The sequence below is a fragment of the Streptomyces sp. NBC_00075 genome (genome assembly GCF_045041225.1).
GTDB classification, from domain to species: domain Bacteria; phylum Actinomycetota; class Actinomycetes; order Streptomycetales; family Streptomycetaceae; genus Streptomyces; species Streptomyces adonidis.
On record NZ_CP108243.1, the window covers coordinates 1875726 to 1896277 of the forward strand.

The window sequence follows — 20552 nt, forward strand, 5'->3', positions numbered from 1 at the left end:
TGTGCGAACTGGGTGTGGCTATGTTGACGACACCCCCGGAAAGTGCGAGCGGCCATCAGCGCGCCCCGTGCCGCCGGCCGGTCAACTCCCCCACCCCGTACGCCCGTACCGCCGATCGACGGTGAGCCGTGGGCTCCTGCCCACCTGCAACCGAGTGAGGACCCGCCCCTCTTGGCACGAATCCGCACCATCAAGCCCGAAGCCTTCGTCTCCGAATCCCTGGCCGCCGTCACCCTGACCGCGGAGCGCACCTTCCTCGGCCTGCTCCCCCAGGCCGACGACCAGGGCCGCCACCGCGACCACGCCGCGATCATCGCCGGACAGCTGTGGGTCCTGCGCCCCGAGCACACCCCGTCCGACGTCGAGACAGACCTCGCCCAGCTCTCCGACGCCGGGCTGATCTGCCGCTACACGGGGCCGGACGACAAGCGCTACCTGCACATCGTCACCTGGCACCAGCATCAGAAGATCAACCGGCCCAGCGTGAGCCGCCTCCCCAGCTGCCCGCACCACGACGCTCGGGCCGGAGCCGCGCCGAGCGTCACAAGAGTCGGCTTCACGGAGTCCTCACCGCTGCCTCCCGGAGCCCTCCGTGAAGGCACACCGGAGATGCGCGATCCTGCACCGAATCCGGGCACCGATGACGAAGCTCCAGGTCAGGAAGGATTCACGCAGTCCTCCGTGAGGGCTCACGGAGGACTCCCGGAGTCGTCGGTGAAGCCTCACTGCCCGGATCTAGGACCTAGGATCATGGATCTAGGAAGTACTCCTTCGGGGGGCGCAAGCGCCCCAGCGCCCGACACGGTCTCGGCGCAGCAGCTCATCACCGAGTACGTCGCGGCGTGCAACCACCGCCCGCCGGGCGACTTCCTGGGCCATCTGGGCCGGCAGGTGCGCAAGCTGCTCGACGAGGGCGTCGCTCCCGCCCACCTCCGGGCCGCGCTCGAACGTCACCGGGTCAAGGGCATGCACCCCAGCTCCCTGCCCAGCCTCGTGAACGAGGTCATGAACGCCACGCCCAACGCCCCTGCCGTGCACCAGGCGTGGACCAACCCCACCGATGTCGCCGCCGCCTACGGAGATGAGCTCTGATCGCCACCCTCACCCGCGAACCCCAGTGCGTCGGCCCGCTCGCCAACCGACTCAACAGCATCCTGGCCGGCCGCGGTATCGACACCACCGCCGCCGCTGCTGCCGAGGAGCCGCCGACCGAGCCCGTCACCGCCCTGGAACTCGCGGACGCCCGCATCCCCGCCCGCTACCGCCGCGCCCTGGCCGACCACCCCCAGATCACCGCCTGGGCCGACCAGATCTCTGGAGCAGGACGCCCCGGCCCCGGCGGACCGGGCATCGCCGAAGGCCCGTCGCTGCTGATCGCCGGCCCCACCGGCACCGGCAAGACCTACCAGGCGTACGGCGCCGTCCGCGCCCTCCTGAGCCGAGGCGTCCGGCTGCGCTGGGAAGCCACCACCACCGCCGACCTCTACGCCCGCCTGCGCCCCCGCGCCGGCCACGACGCCGAACGCGACCTGCAGACGCTGGCCCGCTGCCCGCTGCTCCTCCTGGACGACCTCGGCGCGGCCAAGACCAGCGAGTGGACCGAGGAGCTCACCTACCGGCTGATCAACCACCGGTACGAGCACATGCTCCCCACCCTCATCACCACCAACCTGCCGATCCCTGAGCTGCGCACCGCGCTCGGTGACCGCGTCACCTCCCGCCTCGCCGAGATGACCGAACGCGTCGTCCTCACCGGCCCCGACCGACGGCGCCGCACCGCGCCCGCCGTCTGACCGGCCCGCGCGTCCTTTCCACCTCCCCCTCCACCTCGCATCGTCGGGCAGCGACGTGGCACCGCCCCGCTCAGACATCCGTCGGTCCCCGGCCGGCCGTGCGCGGCGAACGGGGACCGTGCCGACGAGCACCATGCCGGACCGGGGACCGAGCACAACGAGATCGGGGACCGGGCCTCGGTCCCGGACGTTCCCCAAGACCAGGATCGAGACGGGGACCGTCCCGCGCGGAGCAGCGCAAGAGCGTCCACCGGGACCGAGAAGGACGAAGCCGGGGACCGCTACAACAGTGCCGTCGGGGACCGGCATCGACAGTGGCGGGACGGGACCGGTTCACTCTGGGAAACCCCTGCTCAGGGCGCTATGAGGCCGGTCCCCACAGCGGTCCCCGACGGCGGGGACCGGTCCCGCAACCGGCCCTGGCACCTTGGGGACCGTCGCGTGCGACGACACGGGGACGGGGACGGTCCCCCTGACTCGACGTCAGGGGGACCGTCCCCAACAAACGTCGCAGCGTGGTCCCCAACGATCCGGGGACCGTGGATCACATCGCTTCGGGGACCGGGCCCGAATGAGCCCCGTCCGCTGGTCCCCGCCGACCCACGGTCCCGAACCTCTCCGGCGACCGGTCGAGAGCAGCTCCGGCACGGTCCACGCTCCTCACCCGCCCGATACGACGGCCCGCTCTGCCAAAACAGCACGACCGCCCCTCATCACGCAGACCCCACGGAGAACCGAGCATGCGCAACCGGCACCACGAACGCCCCACCGCACAGCAGGAGGCGAACACTGCCCCAGACAACCGCACAGCAAGTTGTACCGGGAGCAATGCTCCCGGAGTTCCCGCCCCAGGGGTGGCGGGAGCAGCCCGGCGCCAGGGGGCACCGGACCGTCAGGCAGCGACCGAGGGCGGACCGCAGCTGGGAGGAAACCGGCAGGCCGAGCCCCTCGCGAAGAGACGTCAGCGCGCGCGTCAACCGAAGTCGCGCAAGCGTGTGCACCAGCCCAGCTGTCGCATGAACGACAACGAACTCAAGCGTTTCACCGACGCCGCCGCCCACTGCCAGATGTCCAACGCCGCCTTCCTCGCCTACGCCGTCGACAAAGCCGCCCGCGACCTGACCCGCACCGCCGCCGAGATCGCCACCGAACGGGAGGTCATCGACGAGCTGTTCGCCGCCCGCCGGCACCTGGGCCGCATCCACGGACTGTTCAACCAGGTCGCCAAGGTCCTCAACTCCGGCGCCGACGCACCACACCTGGATGCCTCGGCCGAGGCCGTCCGCAGCGCCGCCCGCCGTATGGAGGAAGCCGCCGATGCCCTGCTCGCCCACCGCGACGGCGGTGCCCCTGCGTGATCCCCAGCATCCACAAGACCGGCAGCGAGACCATCGGGCTCATCAACTACCTCTACGGCCCCGGCACCGACGAAGTGCACATCGACCCGCACCTGGTGGCCGCCTTCGACCCGCTCACCCCCGACCCCGGCCGCGACCCGAAGGCCACCTACGAGCAGCTTGAGCACCTGCTCGACCAGCCCGTCAACGCCCTGCCGGCCAGCAAGCGTCCCGAGAAGCATGTGTGGCACCTGTCGGTGCGGGCCGCCCCCGAGGACCCGATCCTGTCCGACGAGGACTGGGCCGCCATCGCCCGCCGCATGGTCGCCGCCACCGGCATCGCCCCCGACGGCGACGAACAAGCCTGCCGGTGGGCAGCCGTCCGCCATGCCCACGACCACATCCACATCATCGCCACCCTCGTCCGGGACGACGGCCGCCGCCCCCGCCGCCACAACGAGGCCCGCCGCGCCCAGGCCGAATGCCGCCGCATCGAAGCCGACTACGGGCTGCGTCGCGTACCGCCCGGGGACGGCACCGCCGCCAAGCGCCCCACCAGCGCCGAACTCCACAAGGCGGAACGAGAAGGCAGGGAGCGAGCCGCCCGCGAGGAGTTGCGGGAAAACGTACGGCGGGCAGTGGCGGGAGCAGCGAGCGAGGAGGAGTTCTTCGACCGACTGGCCGCCGCCGGTCTGCTGATCCGTAAGCGCGTCGCGCCGTCCGGCGACCTTCTCGGCTACAAGGTCGCCCTACCGGACAACCGCAACGGCGAGAAAGAGCCGGTGTTCTACGCGGGCTCCACCCTCTCCCCGGACCTGTCCCTGCCTCGTATCCGCAAGCGCTTCTCCGGCGACAGCGACTCCCCCAGCCTGAGGGCGCCTTCCCCTGAGTCCGCCGGTCCGGCCGCCGCGCGGCGGAGTACGGCCACCGCAGCGTGGCAAGCGCTCCTGATCATCGACCACGGTGAGGACAGCCTGGTGGCCGCGCACATTGCGGCGGCCGGGGAGGTCCTAGACGCGCTCGCCACAACCTCAGCCGCACACACCCGCACCGAACTACGGGAGGCGGCCTTCGTGTTCGAGCGGGCCACTCGCTCCCACATCCAGGCCGAGCGCGGGCACGACCGGGCCCTGCGCCAGGCCGCCCGCGACCTCGTCTACAGCGGGCCCGCGCTCGGCCGCGGAGAAGACGGCGCCACAACCGCGATGGCGATCGACATGCTGTTCTTCCTCGTCACCGCCGCCGCCCACTGGCATGCGAAGAAGGAGCATGCCCAGCAGGCCGCCGCAGCCCGCGAGGCCGCCGAACACCTACGCACCGCCTACAAGGCCACCGCCGGCGCCCCGTTGGGGGTGCTGTACCTGCGAGGGCGGCGCCTGTCCCAGCCCCTGCGCCAGAAGCAGGCCGCCCATCTGCGGGCGGCCGTGCCTGAGCTCGCCGAGCAGATCCTGGCCGAGCCGGGCTGGCACGCCCTGGCGGCCACCCTGGCCGATACCGAGAATGCCGGCCACGACCCGTCCGCGCTGCTGAGGGAGGCTGCCGGACGGCGGGAGCTGGGCACTGCCGACTCGATCAGCGACGTGCTGGTGTGGCGCCTGCGCCGCCTGGCCAACCTGCCCGCCGACGCCACCACGATGCCCGGCCACACCCCAGCTGCGGCCAGGGGCAACGGGCGCGCTGTCTCACCCATCCCGAACCGAGACGACCTGCCCGGCAAGACGCGGTGATGCAGCGCATGCGCCGGTGCGGCGAATAGCAGAGGCCACGATCAGAACCACAGCCTCCACCTGGGAGCCCGGGATCGTCAGCTGCGGCGGACAACGGTGAGCTGGCCCTCCGTACTCCTGGGCAAGGTGCGGCGCGGCACCGGAACAGATGATGCGAGGGAGGAGGCGAACGCGGCGACCAGGTCATACGGGACGCTGGCGCTGAAGCTGGCGCACCATAGGTACGGGGCGCCGACGACGGGTTCTGCCCACGCCTGCCAGCCCAGCAGATCAGGACGTGGGTCGGCGTCCTGGATGAGTGGCGGCACCATCTCCAGGGAGACGCTGGAGGCGAAGCCGGGGTCCATGGCAGTGGTGGTGGGCCGGTCCACGTCGCGGATCCAACCTCGGGCCCCGAGCGCGTTGAGAACCATCTCAGGCTCCGTGAAGCCAACGTCGGGCGCCTCGCGGGCGTCAATCGCGAAGAGGAGATCGGCGAGCGCTTCGTACGGGACACCGGTGGTGAAATACGCGTTCCACTCAGTCATCGCGGAGTGGACGTGCGGGCGGACGCTCAGCTGCCAGGCTACGGGCAGCCCACCCAGCTCGAACGGATAGGCCGCGAGAATCCATTCGGCACCGCGCAGTTCGTCCCGACTCACGTAGAGCAGGGTGTGGCGGGCAGTTGGCCACATGCGCCAGCCAAGGCCGGCCAGCGTGTCGCCGATCCGCTCGGCGAGCGCGTCATCATCACCGGCCAGGTGACGTGGGGTGACCCAGTACACCGGGTCCGGCGAGTCGGGACGGGAGGGATGGGTGAGGTGGTGCAGGGCGCCTCCGTGGGCTCGGGGGACGGGCATTGGCCGTCGTTGACCTGGGGATTCGGAAGGTCATCCACGTTGACAGCTCTTCCAGCAACGCACCAGTCGTCTCGGGGATCTTCCCTGTCTGCCTCCGGCGAACTGGTGACCTCCCACCTTGTCTGGGGTACGCCTCCCTGCCCGTCTCACTCTCGGCGCGCGCGGATCACAGGTGAGCTAACCTGCGCGCATGCGCGGACAGTTCACCGGCTGGCCGGAGCAGGCCATGGACGTGTTGTGGCAGCTCCAGGGCGAACCGACCCACGCGACCCGCGAGCGCTATCGCGCGGACCGCGAACGCCTGGTCCGGCAGCCGATGATCGCCCTGCTCAACGAGGTCGCGGACACCGACCCCCGGTACGAGGACTTCTCCGTCTGGCACTACCGCACCGACTCCTGGTGGTGGCAGCACCAGAGCGCGGTGATCCGACTCGGCCGCAAGATCGAGATCAATCTCCGGTTCGCCCTGGACGGCCTGCAGATCCAGGGCGCCTGGTGGTACCCCGATCCCGGCCAGGTGGACATGTTCCGCAAAGCCGTGGCCTCCGAGGGGAGCGGCCGCGAACTGTCCGCCATCGTCGAGGACGTGCGGAAGAAGGGCTACGACATCTCCGGGGACATGATGAAACGCCCCCCGCGCGGCTATCCGACCGACCACTCCCGTACGAACCTGCTGCGCCACCGTTCGCTGATAGCCGCCCGTCCCCTCGGCTGCGAGGAGTGGCTGCACACCCCCGAGGCGGTCGACCGGGTCCTCTCGGCCGCCGCCGACCTGGACGCCCTGCTGATGTGGCTGGTCCGCCACGTGAAGCGCGCCGCCTGACATCACGAGGGCGCCAGGCGGCACGGGAGGAACCACACCCGTGCCGCCGGCCCCCGCACTCTGACGGTGATGCGCACTTTCAGCGCCGACCGGTCGTCCATCGCCCGATAACCGTCCGGCACCTCGGCCAGGGAGACGGCACCGTCGAAGACGGGCCCGGGATCGAGGCCCCCGCAGAGCGCATCCGGCAAGAGTTCGGGACTGCAGGCGCGGACCGGGGCGACGCCCCCGCGCAGCGTGATGCTGCGGTCGAGCATCCGGCGGCAGAACGACCTCCGCGTTTCCCGCCGTACGGCACCCCCACACAGCCGACCGCACCTCCGTCCCGGGTGACAGCGGGCCGTGAGACACCGCAGGTCAGCGATCTGCCCGTCCGGAGCGGCCTCAGCAGGGACAGGAGCGCTCACCCTTTGGGCTGACGAAGTGCCCAGTCGCGGTCGCTTGGCGTCGGCTCGGTTCGCCAACGGGCCCGGAGGACTCCGTCGTTGTCGGGCATGACGGCAGTGCACAGGGGCACACGTTCGCCCGCATACACAGACAGGAGCGCGGCGGCATGGGCACGGGATATCCGGGCGGTCAGTTCGGGGAACTCGTTCTCGTCGGCGATAGCGCTGCGGATGTTGCCGTCATCGTCCTGCCACACGCCTTCGATGAGGCCATCAGCGGGCAGGGTTCTCAGGACGGCGTCGATGTCGGTGGACAGGGACGGCCAGACGGAGAGACGGGCCCGGGGGGCCAGTCCAACGCGAACGGGGTCGATGGTGTCGCTGGTGAGGTGGTGCCATCGTGAGGCACCTTCGAGATACGTCTCTTCCAGGATTCCTGCACGTCCGGTGACGACTGCCCTGTGCAGGTCGGCCCAGAAGTCGTCATCGCCGGGCCGCTGGATGACCTGCTTTTCCTCCTCGGTCTCGAAGGCGTACGGGGAGGCGTGCAGGCGTTCCGGGAACAGTCCGAGCTCGCGGGTGCGGGCCAGTGCTTCCTCGCAAGGCCGGCTGCTGCTGATGTAGAGGTACTGGTCCCACCCTACGTGGACCGCGAACGTGTTCTCCACCTCCAGTCGGCACCAGGCCCCGCTGTCGCGCAGCATGACCCGCACAAGCTCCAGCGCGAAATCGAGCAGCACCGGTGCCCCGTCGTGGAAACCGGCTTGGCCGGGCGGGAAGAGCTGTGCCAGCCCGAAACTGTCCACCGGAGGCTCAACTCCGAAGTGCGCGAGGGAGGGAACCTGCGGTTCGCGTACGACTAGGTGATCGATGCCGGTGTCCGCAGCAAAGGCAGCGACCGCCCGAAGATGGGCCGCCTCGACCTCGCCGTGGTCGCTGACAGTGTCCTCAGGACCGGTGTAGCGGCCATGTCCATCGCGGTCGGCGGGGTCGTACTTGGTAACGCGGTACACGTAGGTCAGCACGGCCTCATCCTTCCGCGCGGGCCCGACACCACGCCGAGGAAATACCAGGGGAGCTGAGACACCGGGATAGGGACACGCTCTGAGACATGTCCGAAACTTCCTGGTCAGAGCGATGCTCTATGTCAGGAGCCGCGAGGTCGTACACAAAGATGGACCGCCCCGGGGACGCCGTAGCAACTGGTGGACGCCGTGGCGATGCTGGCCAGCGCACTAGGGCGAGCCCACGCACGCGTCAGGTGGCCTTCAGCCGGGCTCGTACCGACCCACACCGCCTTCGTCTGATGGCGCCAGCGCTCCAGCCGTTGCATGAGCTGGAGCGCGCCCCTTTCCGTAGATGGTGGCCCTTGCTCCAGGGGGGCGACACTGCGCTACCCCTGCATGGCGTACCCGACGAATGCCGTCCAGCTGTCGCGCTCCACGGCCAGGTATCCCTGATCGCGCGCCTTCGTGTCCCGAACCATCACCTTCGTCGGGTCGTTGTCGGCCACTTCAACGCAGTTCTCTGTCCCTGTGTAGGAGCTGGTACGCCAGTTCGGGGTCGCGGGCTGCATGGTGTTCTCCTAATCGTTCGGCATCTGATCGAAGTGGTGGATCGCTGTGAGGATGAGGTCTCGGACTGCGGTTCCGTAGACCGCTGACTGCTTCAAGAGGGCGAACGCCTTGGTGTACAGCTCGATTTCGCGGGGCTGGGTGACGGAGAACTCCGCCGAGTAGGTCTCGACGAGGACGAGCTTGTCGTCGAACATCGAGAAGGAGTTGCCGGGCCAGATGCCCACGGGCGCGGATCGCGGGATGATGCCCAGGCTCAACCTGGGTAGCCGCATCACCGCCAGCAAGCGGTCGAGCTGGCCCTTCATCACCTCCGGGCCGCCGAAGTTGGTGTAGAGCGCCTGCTCGCCGAGGACCACGTTGAAGATCCGATTGCCCTGGTACAGGTATTGCTGGCGTTCGAGGCGCTTGGCGGTGGCGGCTTCCGCATCGTCGGGGATCTCGAAGTAGTCGACGACGTGTCTGAAGGTCTCGGCCGCGTAGTCCGCCGTCTGGAGCGTTCCCCATATGAGTGTCGGGTGCCAGATACGGAAGACCTTGGTCTTGGCGTAGACCGGCAGTGCCTTGCGCTGGCGTTGTTCCACCCCGGTCTGGAACTGCCGGCGCCACTCAAGCCAAAGCTCGTCGATGTGGCGCACCGTGGCTATCAAGTCCTCAAGGTGTTCTTGCCGTTCGGTCTTGATGCACCAGACACGGATGTCGTCTTCGCTGGGGTTCTGCTTGCCGTTCTCCAGCCGGGAGACCTTGGACTCGGCCCACCCCGTGGCCACGGCGAACGCCCGGCCGCTCGCGAACCCCGCGTCCTTCCGGAATCCGCGCAGCCGGGCGCCCAGCGCCTCTCGTGCTTCTTGAGCCTGGTTATTCACTGATCGGTCAGAGCTTGTACTCGGCGTGGGGGATGGCGGCGTCCCAGAGAAGGTCGCGCACGCGGACGCACTCGGCCACGGTGTCCGAGTCGGCGACGATTTCCGACCCCAGCACCCGGCCCTCCGGGTCGAAGTGGCCGACGGCGAGGAGGCGATCGTCGTACAGCCACCAGTCGTTGCCATCGGCCGGGAAGGTGATGCCATCCGGCAGCCGGTGCCGCGGAAGCCACCGGATGTCCTCGCCGGCCTCCAGGTTGAGGTGGGTCAACGAGTGCTCCCAGCCGACGTACTGGGAGTGCGGCTCCGTGACGACACGGACGCGCCGGACAGTCTTCCCTTCGCCCGAAACTCGCTTCATAAGCCCCATCCAGGGGGTGAGCCACGCGTAGTCGTCGGGCTCGCCCCGCTGCCACCGCGCGTAGGGCGTGTCCTCGACGGGAGACCCGTAGTCGTCCCTCAGCTCCAGGTGGAAGGCGTCGCGTTCGAAGCTGTTGAACAGCTCGTCACGCTGGGCTGGGGTGATCAGGTCCACTGTTCTCCTCCAGTAGGGCCGTGATCGAGGACTTGGGAACCTCGATGCAGGTCTCATAGTCGGGCATCCGCATCTGGCTCAGAGCCTCGGGATCCATCATCTCCGGGCCTTGCAGGATGCAGGTGTCCTGCTCCGTGACGAGCATGATCGGGGCGGTGAAGCGCTTGATCTCGCCGGTCGTGTGTCCGTCGTTCGTCAGGTGCTCGAACAGCTCCGGCGGTACCTCGATCACCGTCTGGCCTTCGGGCACGTCGAGTTGCATGAGCAAGTCGTTCGCGAACACCTTCCAGCCTTGGATGACGTAGCTGTCCTCGTCACTGGCGTACAGGGTGGGGCTGTCTCCGGGGGTGGAGTTCTTACCAAGGAACCGTAGCTTCACGGCTGCTCTCCCGTCCGCTGCCTTGCGCCGGTTTGCGCGACACCTCGATATTCTTCGAGGCATTTCATGCCGTCAATCGGCTTGCTGCAAACTCGCGCAATCTACTTGGGAGTTGAGAGACGCCCGTTCTACGGTCGTCTCGAAACCCGAGCAACCAGGGGAAGTCGGCGAACGCACCCGAGGTGCCGTGCCGAGAGCAACCTTCCTGCCCGTGACCTGCGGAGGACAGCGATGGCCCTTGCCTTGCAGAGTGCAACCGCTCCCGAGGCGACGTGCGGGAGATTACGGAGCGCTTCCGGCGGCATAGCCAGCGCTGTTCCGCCGCAGGGAAGGGTTCCGCAAGTCCGCGGTCCGGGGAGAGACATGGACCAGCCCGCTCGCTTCGTCATCTCCTGCACCCGCGCGCCGCAGCGGGTGCGGCAACTACGCCGGATCAGTGCCGCCCATCTCCGGCTTTGGGGGGTCGGCTCCTGCATCGACACAGCCGGCCTGCTCATCAGCGAGCTGGTCACCAACGCCATCCGGTACGGCACGACGGACGACGTAAACCTCTCCGTCTCGTACTGGCGGGGCGAGGTCCGTATCGAAGTAGCCGACGGAACTCCGGGCCGGCCTCAAGTGAAGAGCCCGACCGACGACGAGGAGAGCGGTCGCGGCATGCTGATCGTCGAGGCCCTCGCCGAGGACTGGGGTACCAGCGAGGACGGCACCCTCACGTGGTGCACGATCGCCGTACCGGAGCCGGTGGTACCGAAGTCGGGGTTCTGGTGCGAGTGGCGTCAGGAGGACGGCAAACTGCTCGCGGTCGCAGCCATGCCCACACCGGACCGCGCGATCCGCTGGGCCCGCATCCAGATGCGCGTCATCGCCTCGGCCATCAACGCCTCGCTGGTCGGCTACGTCTGGGACTGGCTGTCCGACGGATGGCGGGAGCCCGCCGAGGCGCTGAAGAACGGGGAGGAGTTCGCACTCCCTCTCTCGGCCGGGCCGTACACGTTCGTCTGGCACGCCCGGCCGGTGCGCTTCGTGCCCATCGTCGGTGGAATCCCTCTGCCTCACACCTCGGAGGAGGAGCCGGAATGGGATTGAAGCCTTGTGAGCTGTGGGGCCGCTTCGGCTGGCAGGACGGAAGCTGCTTCAGGTGCGAGCGGACCGGCGTTCCCGTGGCGGACATCGGCGAAATCACGGTGGTAGGAAGGGCCTTCCCGCTTTCCGCCTGCCAGTGGTGCGTGTTCAGGCTTGAACAGCTCCACTACACGATGAGCGAGCGAGCCGTCCGCCGGCCGAACGCCCCCTCACAGCCGCGCCCCATCGGCCAGTGGCCCACCAGCGCACCACTCGACAGACCGCCCGCCCAGGTCGCGTAGCAGGGCGGCCGTGCCGTGGGCGGGCCTTCAACTCCCGTCCCTGCCGTTCGAACTGGAGGTTCCCCGGCCTCAGAAGGACAGGTCACGACAGGGACGGGATCACTGCGCCGAGGACGGACGTAGGGCCGAGCGCCTCGCCTCGCGCAGACTCCCGCCCGGCAGGCACCAACTGCATGTAGCCCTGTGCCTGCTGGCGGGCCGATCGCGCCAGCCGACGAAACGAGGGACTGGTGAGCGTCCAAGGACCCCATTTACGGCGGCGCGTAATCGTCCTTCAGAGCCAGAGCCAGCTCCCTGGCTAGCTCCTTGCCAGCCGCTAAGCCCGAGCGGAATCACTGCGAGCACGCCCCTCAAAAGAAGTTAGGTGACCGAATGACTGCCATCGATGACTCGACTGTGCGCGACCCCGACACGCTGCGCGCGAGCATGGTCCGCGCACTCCGTGACCAGGACGCGATCACGTCCGAGCCCGTCGCCGCCGCCTTCGCCACCGTGCCCCGACACCGGTTCGCGCCCGAAGCGCCTCTGGAACTCGCCTACGACCTTCACCGCACCGTGCCAGTCAAGAAGGACGAACACGGCCTGGACATCAGCGTCATGTCCGCCGCGCACCTCCAGGGCGTGATGCTAGAGCAGGCCGACATCAAGCCCGGCACGAAGGTCCTGGAGATCGGCTCCGGCGGCTACAACGCCGCGCTCATCCAGGAACTCGTGGGCGGCGACGGAGTGGTCACCACCGTCGACATCGACCGTGACGTCATCGACCGCGCCCGTCAGTGCCTGGACGATGCCGGGTACGGCCAGGTGAAGACGGTCCTCGCCGACGGCGAGAGCGGTGTCCCCGACGGCGCGCCGTACGACCGGATCATCGTCACCGTGGCTGCGTGGGACATCCCCGCCTCGTGGATCAACGGGCTCACGGGGAACGGCCGGCTCGTCGTCCCTCTGACCGTGCGCGGTACCACCCGCTCCATCGCGTTCGACCGCGAAGGCGAGGGTCTACTGAGCCGCTCCTACCGTCTGGCGCGCTTCGTTCCCATGCAGGGCGAAGGCGCCGCCAAGGAAGAACGGAAGGCACTGCTGCGGGACGGGGTCGCCGTGCAGACCGACGACGCTCGAGTACGCCTCGCCCCGGAGGCGCTGAATCACGCCCTGGACACGCCCAGGCTGGTGCGCTGGTCGGGGGCGGCCTACGACCTGCCCGACGAGCTGGAGCTGTACCTCACGCTGAACCTGCCGAACGCGGCCCGACTGCACGCGTCCATGGACGTCGTCGAGAGCGGGCTCGTGGAGGCATCGGCCCTGCTCGGCGTGCCGGCGCTGGTCAGCGAGGACAGCATCGCGTACCGCACCCGTCGCGAGGACGGGGACACCGAGGGCTTCGAGAGCGGCGTGGTCGCTCACGGCCCGCAGGCCGAAGCTCTCGCGGACCAGTACGTGGAGCTGCTCCGGCGCTGGGCCCAGAAGCACCGCCGCCGGGGAGCGGCCGAGATCCGCTACCTGCCGGGTCCCGCTCCGTCCCCTCTGCCCCGGGGCGCCGTGCAGAAGCGGCACGGCGTCGTCGCGGTGACCTGGCACTAAGACCCCGGGGCCCGCTCCCGGGCCTCGGTACCTCGCACCATCACTCTCTGCCAAGGAGGCAGGCATGACCGTTCAGCTGGAGCGCCCGCTTGTTCAGCCGATCGCCGAGCAGGAGGAGCCCGGACAGGGCGACTTCGACCTGGACATCACGATCGTCGAGGGCGGCCCCGCGGCGGACCAGCTCATCCGTCTGACGAACGACGGCTGCGGCTCGACGTGCGCGTCCGCGTGCACGAGCTGCCCGTAGCCGCACCTGACCGCGTCCATCGCGGTGCCTGGCCACGCCTGCTCCTCTGGGCGTGGCCAGGCACCGCGGCCACAGGAGGGGTGTGTGTATCACTACATTGACGCCGCGGTGATACGGGCGGCTGCGCTGAGCTTCGACCGTCCAGAGGTCTGGCCCGCGCTGACCGGCCCGACCGCCAATTCGGCATCGTGGCGGGAGTGGCTGCAACAGACCTGGCAGAGCGCCGTCTTCGCGACCGCCGTCACAGCCGCGAGCCCGGACCTCGCGAGTCGAGTGGACCAGGTCTGTGCGGGCCGGCCGCTGCCGGAACCCGCGGTACGCCGCACTGTGCTCTCCGTACTGCGCTACCTGTTGCGGGCCCGTACACGCGCCACCCCGTTCGGTCTGTTCGCCGGGGTCGCGGCAGCGCGTATCGGAGCCGCCCCGGCGCTGTGCATGGGAACCGGGCACCAGGCAGCCGCCAGACCCGACGCGACCTGGACCACGGCCTTCGTCGGCCGCTTCGAGGAGCACCCCGGGCTGCGGCCCCGTCTGATGCTGCTCGCCTCCAGCCTCGCCGTCGAGCGTGACGGGTACGTGGTGATCGAGCACCGCCCCAGCGGGACACGCGACGCGGCCCCCGAACACGTGCGGATACGCGTGACCGGACCGGTCCGCGAAGCCCTGGCCAGCGCGCGGACTCCGATCCTCTGGAACGATCTCACCGCGAAGCTCTCCGCCGGTTTCCCGACCGCGCCGCTCGCCACGATCGAAAAGCTGCTCGCCGGCCTCATCAGCCAACGATTCCTGATCAGCAGCCTCCGCCCGGCGATGACGGCCACCGACCCGCTCGCCGTTCTCCTCAACCACACACGGCATCTCCCGCCGACCGAGACAGTGGAACTGCGGGAGGCCCCCAAGTCATCGCTCGACCTGCGAGTGGACTGGGACCTGGTCCTCCCGGAGACCGTGGCCCTGGAGGCAGCGGCTGCGGCCCAGACGCTCATCCGTCTCGCGCCCCGTGCGGCGCTGACCGGATGGACCGAATGGCACAGCCGGTTCCTTGAACGGTACGGGCCAAGGGCGACCGTCCCAGTCATGGACGCCGTTGAGGCGCTCGGATACCCACCCGGCTACCTCGGGTCCACCTCCGCCCCGACACCCTCTCCGCTGCCCGACCGCGACAGCCAACTCATCAAACTCGCCCACACCGCCGGAATGCGGCACCGCCTTGAGGTCGAACTCGACGATGCCGCAATCGAGAAACTGGCCACCACTGCTCCCGGCCACCCCGTCCAGCCGAGCACAGAGGTGACCGTCCGCATCGACGCGGCCAGCGTTCCGGCACTGGAGCAGGGCGAGTTCACGCTCCACGTCGTCGGAGTGGCGCGCTCGGCCGGAACGACCACAGGCCGCTTCCTGGGCATCCTGGACGACGAGGACCGACGCCGCATGACCAAGGCGTACGCCAGCCTCCCGGGCGTACACCAGGGCGCGCTCGTCGCACAGATCAGCTCTACTCCCCTGTCCGTACGCGCCGAGAACGTCGCGCGTGCCCCGCAGGCGACCGAGCTGGTGATCTCACTCGGCGACCATCACGGCTCGGACACCAGCCTCGTGCCCCTTTCGGACCTGGCGGTGACCGCCGACGCCGAACGGCTGCACCTGGTCTCGCTCTCCCGCAGGCGCCCGGTGCACACGCTGCTGCTGAACGCCGTAGACCTGGGCCACCACTCCCATCCGCTGACCCGCTTCCTGGCCGAGGCACCCGTCGCGCTCGCCGTCCCCTGCACCGGGTTCATGTGGGGCACCGCTGCCTCCAGCCTGCCGTTCCTCCCCGCGTTGCGATACGGACGCACCGTCCTGTCCCCGGCCCGCTGGCTCCTCGTAAAGGACGACCTCCCCGCCGCGTCAGCACCGTGGCCGCAATGGGACGAGGCCCTGACCCGATGGCGCCACGACATGCGCCTGCCCGACCTCGTATACCTGAGCGAAGCCGACCAGTGCATGGCCCTGGACCTGACGGAGCCCTCGCACCGGGCCCTGCTGCGCACCCACTTGGACCGCCCGGGCGCGGTGACTCTGCGCCCCGCACCCGCTCCACGGGATCTGGGCTGGACAGGCGGTCGCGCCCACGAAGTAGTCATCCCCTTGGCCACAGAACAGAACGTGACCCCCGTCCGGCCCGGGGCCCACGTCGTCGGCCGCGAGCACGGCCACCTGCCCGGCTGCGACAACCGCGTCTACCTCCAACTCCACGGACACCGCGACCGGCAGAACCCTCTCCTGACCCGGCACCTGCCCACCCTGCTGAACGAACTCGGCGACCCTCAATGGTGGTTCGTCCGATACCGAGACCCCGACGACCACCTCCGCCTCCGCCTGGCCTGCTCACCCGGCACACTCGGCACCACCGTCGAACAGATCGGCAAGTGGACCCGGCAGCTCCAACAGAGCGGCCTGATCACCCATGCCGGCATGGAGACCTACCACCCGGAGACCGCGCGATTCGGCGGGCCCTCAGTGATGGACTCGGCCGAGCAGTATTTCGCCGCCGACTCCGACGCCGTCCTGGCCCAACTCACCGCCCAGGCCCGGAAGAACGCACCGGACGCCCGGGCGATAACCGCCGCGAGCATGGTGGACATCGTCACCGGCCTGCTCGGCAACGACGACACGGCGATGCGCTGGATCACCGAGCACACGCGCACCGACCAGACGGCTCCGCCCCGCGACGTCTACCGCCAAGCAGTCGACCTGGTGAACGCGGACCCTTCCGGTCTGGACGAACGCATCACCACCGCCTGGTCCTCACGACGCGCGGCACTGGCCGCGTACGACCACGCGCTCAAGGGCACGGCCACGGACGCCCACGACCTGCTCCCGGACCTGCTGCACCTCCACCACGTCCGAATGCACGGACCAGGACTGTCCGAGGAACGCGCCCACCTGCACCTGGCCCGAGCTGCCGCCCTGAGCCGGAGGGCACGGGCGAGGAGGACATCGTGACCACCACAGCCCCCGTTCGAGCCGCATTGTCGACCGCCGACCGGCTGGCTCTCGCACTGGCCGACCCCAGCACTGCATGGTCCGGCGGGCGGCCCGAAGGCGTGCGCGCCTGGCCGCAGTCACTCGCCGGAGGAGCCTCGGGGATCGCCCTGCTGCACATCGAGCGCGCCCGGACCGGCCGCGCCAACTGGGACACTGCGCACACCTGGCTGACCGCAGCCGTGCACGGCGAAGTGAGCGCGGCGGCCAACGCGAACCTCTACTTCGGTGCTCCCGCCCTCGCGTTCATCACGCACCGCGCAGCCACTGCGTCGAGCCGATACCTGCGCATCCTGGAGCGGCTGGACGCGGCGACTCTCACCGTCACCCGGAACCGCCTGCGCGAGGCCCACCAACGCATCGACCGCGCCGAGCGGCCTCCCATGGAGGAATTCGACCTGATCCAGGGCCTGTCAGGGCTGGGCGCCCACCACCTGAGCCGCCATCCCCACCACGAGATCACCCGGGACGTCCTGGCCTACCTGGTGCGGCTGACCGAGCCCCTGCCCAATCGGTCAGGGCTGCCGGCGTGGTGGATGAACGTCTCGCCCACCGGCGCCCAGCACGCCGACTACCCCGGCGGGCACGGCAACTTCGGGCTCGCCCACGGAATCGGCTCCGCCCTGTCCATCCTGTCCCTCTCCCTGCTGCGCGGGGTGGACGTACCCGGCGCGGTCGACGCGGTCGAACGGATCTGCGCCTGGACCGACCAATGGCGTCAAGGCGACCAGACGGCCCCTTGGTGGCCGGGCTACCTCTCGATGCGGCAGGCAACCGACAACCACGTCCACTCCGCCCTTCGCCCCCGCCCCTCCTGGTGCTACGGGGTCAGCGGAACCGCCCGCGCCCAGCAGCTGGCCGGACTCGCCCTCCGAGACCCGGTACGCGTGCAGGTTGCCGAGAACGCGCTCCTCGCGACCCTGCGTGACCCTCTGCAACTGGACAAGCTCCCCGAGACCGGGCTGTGCCACGGCATGGCCGGACTCCTGCACGCCGCCTGGCGGATGGCCACCGAGACAGGCAACGCCGAGATCACCGCGGAGCTACCGCGCCTGACCGACCGTCTGACCACCGCGCTCGACCAGGACGAAACCGAGAACCCCGAACTCCTCGACGGAACCGCCGGAGCAGCCCTCGTCCTTCACACCCTCGGCACCGGCAGCGCACCCCCACCCCACTGGGACGCCTTCCTCGCCCTGGCATGAACACCCCGGAGACCCGCCTCATGAAGTCACCCACCTGGTGCCAGACCAACGTCGCGTTCCCGGACTGGGAGCGCGCCGAGACAGCCGCCGTGGCCCGACTCGCCCCACTCCTACGCGCCGCAGAAGACGAAGGAACCCTCACCGCGTGGTTCATCATCCGCAAACGCCCCTGCTGGCGCCTGCGTTACCTCCCCACCCCGGGGGCGCACGACCACATCGGCCGGGGCCGCGACGCGCTGATCGCCGAGGGAACCATCACAGCGTGGACGGAGATCATCTACGAGCCCGAGGCCCATGCCTTCGGCGGTACGGAAGCCATGGCGTCCGCGCACCGCCTCTTCCACCGCGACAGCCGCAGCGTCATCGACTCTCTCCGGAACAACGCCGGCATACACCGACGCGAGACCTCGCTCATGCTGTGCAGCCTCATGCTGCGCTCCGCGAGGCTGGACTGGTACGAGCAGGGCGACGTCTGGGCGAGAGTCAGCGCCCACCGAGCGCGGCCTGCGGGTGCCGAACGGGGCGACAGCGGGCGCCTGCTCTCCGCCGTACGTCGGTTGGTCTCCGTGAACGGCGAGGACATGATGCGCGCGGGTGGACCGCTGGCCCACGCCGCCGAATGGGCCGACGCCTACCGCGTCGCCGGAAGTGAGCTGGTCCACCTCGCAGACTCCGGGCTGCTTCACCGTGGTCTGCGTGACGTCCTGGCCCATCACGTGCTGTTCGCCTGGAACCGGATCGGCCTGACGTACGCGATGCAGGCTGCCCTCGCGTCCGCCGCGAGGACCGTCATCTTCGGCCCGGACCCCACCACCGAAAGGAGCGCTGCGGAGCATGTGGAGACTTCCTGACGCTCTGGCCCAGCACTTCCCGCTCGTCGCGCGCCCCCGTCCGGCCTGTCTCCCTCTTCCTCAACGCGTGAACGGGCTGGCCGAACTCGCCGACACCGCAGCGAAGACGGGCGACGCGAGCGTGGCCTCCACGGTCTACAACCAGGCCGCCCTGATCGCCTCCGACGTCGGCGTCCCGGACACCGCCCGCGAGATGTGCCACCAGCACGCAGCCGCCTACCTGTACGCGACCCCCTTGACCGCAAGGACAGCGATCCACGCCCTCGAACCCGTGGTCAACCTCGCGCGCCTTCAACTCCGCGCCGGGCAGTCCGAGACTGGCCGCCAGTACCTCCTGTCGCTGCTCGACGCCGTGACGACCGGCAGCGCCGTGCAGATCGAAGACATCGCGTTGCCCGCGGACCTCGTCGCGAACGCCGCCGACCGCCACGAGGTCCGCTCCTGGCTGTGGAGCGTCATCCTTGCCGACGGCACACGCGCCCTGACCGCTGCCGGCCGCTGGACCGAAGCTCAAACCCATGTCGAGACACACCACGGCGTCGGACACCGCATGCTCGACGGCCGCCAAGTCGCTGTCCTTGCCGCCCTCGCCACCGGAAACCACCTCACCGCCGAGAACCTCCTAGCCACTACAGCGCCAGGAGAAGCATGGGAGAGGGTCGTCACCGACTGCCTGGCTGTCCTGTGCCGCCGCATGTCGGGGCGCCCGTGGCGACGCTCCGTGCAAGATCTGGCGACCACCTATCTTGAACGCCTCGATCAGCGCGACCTGGCCGTCTTCGACACCAGACTCGGACTTGCGGTACTGGACGTGGTCGAATCGTCCGAAGACCCGGCCGCGCGCGTGCTGGTCGCGAAGCTGCACCGCCGGGCGATGAACACGAGTAGCGGCTACGCCGCCCGAGAAGCCTTGAGGCACCCACTGTTCACAGCCGTCGCCACCGACCGGGAAGCCCAGGACCTCCGTACGCTCGTTGATGCCTGCGCACTCGAAACCGGAAGGTTTCCCGAGGAGTTGAGCAACCAACTCGACGTCGCCCTATGCACAAGTAACGGAGTCATTCGGCAAAGCCTCGCCCATCCGGAAAGGCTACCAGCGGACTGGATGAGGTGAACACGCAGGCATTCGGGAACATGACGAGGAAAGAAAGCGTCACAGTGCAGGAGCACAGACCCGGCACGGCTTGTAGTTTCTTCCGCCCTTGGGGCCCGTGTTCTGGGCGGTCCAGGCCCTCGCTTCAGCAACTGTCATGGGGCGAAAGGTTGGATATGTTGCCGCCCTGTTCCAACAGCCGTCAAAATCCTCGTAGTTACCGGTGTCCATGAACGGGTTGGCTGCGTGCGCGTACTCCCGTAGTGCTTGGCTGAACTGGCTTCCAACTGGACGAGAGAACTGCTTCGGCATCGCACGCTTTACTACAGAGCAGCCGGTTTCATGCAGCCCCTTCTTCCCTGCGGTGAAGGGGTACTTCTCCGGCTGCTGATATCTGCGCCAGAATCCTTCGGCATCCGCAACGAGGCGCTCGAAGTCGCTCTGGTGACGACGACAGGCTTCGCATCCTCCGTCTCGCTCGCACCAAGCCTGCCGGTCCTCAGCCGATTCGTAGTCAAAACAACCGTTGGGCCCATACATGCGGTTCACTGCTTCGAGAAGTCCCTTGCGCGCGTCGTCGGCCGACACCAGCCCAGCGCTCACCGCCTCAAGGATGTCAAGGACGGCCAGCAGTTCTATGTCGAACCCCCACCCCTCGCAAACGGTCCGCTTCCGAAGCTCCGGAAAGTGATCCCCGATCATGAACCTGGTCTCGGGGATCGCGATTGACCCGATGGTCACGTCGTCCGTGTCAAATGTGGGCACCGGGGAGCCTCCTAGCGTTCAACGGGCGAAGCACGCCAAACTACAGGAGTGGGGCCGCCGCCGAGGTGGGCGTCGATATATCCGCCTCAGCTACGTGCTCGCCCCACCCACCTGCGGCCCGGACAGCGGCCGATGCGCGCCTTTCTGCAGGTCACCGGCG

20 protein-coding genes are annotated in these 20552 nt (G+C 69.0%); 12 read left to right on the plus strand and 8 right to left on the minus strand.

Annotated elements, in window-relative coordinates; genetic code table 11:
- The first annotated feature begins 171 nt into the window (after positions 1 to 171).
- The 4 genes from OG787_RS08055 to OG787_RS08070 all read left to right on the plus strand — a co-directional run bounded on the left by OG787_RS08055 (position 172) and on the right by OG787_RS08070 (position 4857).
- The gene (locus OG787_RS08055) at positions 172 to 1092 is read left to right on the plus strand and encodes a hypothetical protein (protein ID WP_405534690.1); all 921 of its coding nucleotides are present in this window, start codon (positions 172 to 174) and stop codon (positions 1090 to 1092) included.
- A complete protein-coding gene (locus tag OG787_RS08060; protein WP_405540451.1) occupies positions 1089 to 1793 on the plus strand; it encodes an ATP-binding protein in 705 nt (234 codons plus the stop codon). The genes OG787_RS08055 and OG787_RS08060 overlap by 4 nt, the downstream gene beginning before the upstream one ends.
- A 1016-nt stretch (positions 1794 to 2809) precedes the next feature.
- Positions 2810 to 3151, plus strand: coding sequence for a plasmid mobilization relaxosome protein MobC (locus OG787_RS08065; protein WP_405534691.1), 342 nt, complete (start codon positions 2810 to 2812; stop codon positions 3149 to 3151).
- Entirely contained in the window at positions 3148 to 4857 is a 1710-nt protein-coding gene (locus tag OG787_RS08070; RefSeq protein ID WP_405534692.1) for a relaxase/mobilization nuclease domain-containing protein, read from the plus strand. Before OG787_RS08065 ends, OG787_RS08070 begins: the two co-directional genes overlap by 4 nt.
- Positions 4858 to 4934: 77 nt before the next feature.
- Here the strand turns inward: OG787_RS08070 and OG787_RS08075 are convergent, their stop codons facing one another.
- Positions 4935 to 5621, minus strand: a complete 687-nt coding sequence (locus OG787_RS08075) for a DUF317 domain-containing protein (RefSeq protein WP_405540452.1) — start codon at positions 5619 to 5621, stop codon at positions 4935 to 4937.
- Between the two features lie 265 nt (positions 5622 to 5886).
- Here OG787_RS08075 and OG787_RS08080 point away from each other — a divergent pair, with 265 nt between their 5' ends.
- Entirely contained in the window at positions 5887 to 6519 is a 633-nt protein-coding gene (locus OG787_RS08080; RefSeq protein WP_405534693.1) for a DUF2461 family protein, read from the plus strand.
- A 2-nt stretch (positions 6520 to 6521) separates the two neighbouring features.
- Here OG787_RS08080 and OG787_RS08085 read toward each other — a convergent pair whose 3' ends face one another.
- The 6 genes from OG787_RS08085 to OG787_RS08110 form a co-directional block, all read right to left on the minus strand.
- Positions 6522 to 6776 carry a hypothetical protein gene (locus OG787_RS08085; RefSeq protein WP_405534694.1) on the minus strand — a complete coding sequence of 85 codons (255 nt, stop codon included), beginning with the start codon at positions 6774 to 6776 and terminating at the stop codon, positions 6522 to 6524.
- A 146-nt stretch (positions 6777 to 6922) separates the two neighbouring features.
- On the minus strand, positions 6923 to 7930 hold the full coding sequence (locus tag OG787_RS08090) for an RNA-binding protein (protein ID WP_405534695.1): 1008 nt from the start codon (positions 7928 to 7930) through the stop codon (positions 6923 to 6925).
- 368 nt (positions 7931 to 8298) lie between these two features.
- The gene (locus tag OG787_RS08095; RefSeq protein WP_405534696.1) at positions 8299 to 8481 is read right to left on the minus strand and encodes a DUF397 domain-containing protein; all 183 of its coding nucleotides are present in this window, start codon (positions 8479 to 8481) and stop codon (positions 8299 to 8301) included.
- A 9-nt stretch (positions 8482 to 8490) separates the two neighbouring features.
- Positions 8491 to 9345 (minus strand): helix-turn-helix domain-containing protein, encoded by an 855-nt coding sequence (locus OG787_RS08100; RefSeq protein WP_405534697.1) that lies wholly within the window; start codon positions 9343 to 9345, stop codon positions 8491 to 8493.
- A gap of 7 nt (positions 9346 to 9352) precedes the next feature.
- Positions 9353 to 9877 (minus strand): DUF6879 family protein, encoded by a 525-nt coding sequence (locus OG787_RS08105; protein WP_405534698.1) that lies wholly within the window; start codon positions 9875 to 9877, stop codon positions 9353 to 9355.
- The gene (locus tag OG787_RS08110; RefSeq protein ID WP_405534699.1) at positions 9849 to 10256 is read right to left on the minus strand and encodes a hypothetical protein; all 408 of its coding nucleotides are present in this window, start codon (positions 10254 to 10256) and stop codon (positions 9849 to 9851) included. Before OG787_RS08110 ends, OG787_RS08105 begins: the two co-directional genes overlap by 29 nt.
- A gap of 363 nt (positions 10257 to 10619) precedes the next feature.
- Here OG787_RS08110 and OG787_RS08115 point away from each other — a divergent pair, with 363 nt between their 5' ends.
- The 7 genes from OG787_RS08115 (at position 10620) to OG787_RS08145 (ending at position 19648) form a co-directional block, all read left to right on the plus strand.
- On the plus strand, positions 10620 to 11345 hold the full coding sequence (locus tag OG787_RS08115) for an ATP-binding protein (RefSeq protein WP_405534700.1): 726 nt from the start codon (positions 10620 to 10622) through the stop codon (positions 11343 to 11345).
- 650 nt (positions 11346 to 11995) lie between these two features.
- Positions 11996 to 13204, plus strand: a complete 1209-nt coding sequence (gene fxlM, locus OG787_RS08120) for a methyltransferase, FxLD system (protein ID WP_405534701.1) — start codon at positions 11996 to 11998, stop codon at positions 13202 to 13204.
- 64 nt (positions 13205 to 13268) lie between these two features.
- Complete coding sequence (locus OG787_RS08125) at positions 13269 to 13451, plus strand: FxLD family lanthipeptide (RefSeq protein WP_405534702.1); 183 nt, start codon at positions 13269 to 13271, stop codon at positions 13449 to 13451.
- Between the two features lie 84 nt (positions 13452 to 13535).
- On the plus strand, positions 13536 to 16439 hold the full coding sequence (locus OG787_RS08130; protein WP_405534703.1) for a lantibiotic dehydratase: 2904 nt from the start codon (positions 13536 to 13538) through the stop codon (positions 16437 to 16439).
- Positions 16436 to 17683: a lanthionine synthetase C family protein gene (locus OG787_RS08135; protein WP_405534704.1), complete on the plus strand. Its 1248-nt coding sequence runs from the start codon at positions 16436 to 16438 to the stop codon at positions 17681 to 17683. Before OG787_RS08130 ends, OG787_RS08135 begins: the two co-directional genes overlap by 4 nt.
- A 20-nt stretch (positions 17684 to 17703) precedes the next feature.
- Entirely contained in the window at positions 17704 to 18534 is an 831-nt protein-coding gene (locus OG787_RS08140; protein WP_405534706.1) for a thiopeptide-type bacteriocin biosynthesis protein, read from the plus strand.
- Complete coding sequence (locus OG787_RS08145; protein ID WP_405534707.1) at positions 18518 to 19648, plus strand: hypothetical protein; 1131 nt, start codon at positions 18518 to 18520, stop codon at positions 19646 to 19648. Before OG787_RS08140 ends, OG787_RS08145 begins: the two co-directional genes overlap by 17 nt.
- Before the next feature lie 39 nt (positions 19649 to 19687).
- Here the strand turns inward: OG787_RS08145 and OG787_RS08150 are convergent, their stop codons facing one another.
- On the minus strand, positions 19688 to 20392 hold the full coding sequence (locus OG787_RS08150; protein ID WP_405534708.1) for a hypothetical protein: 705 nt from the start codon (positions 20390 to 20392) through the stop codon (positions 19688 to 19690).
- Positions 20393 to 20552: the final 160 nt, after the last annotated feature.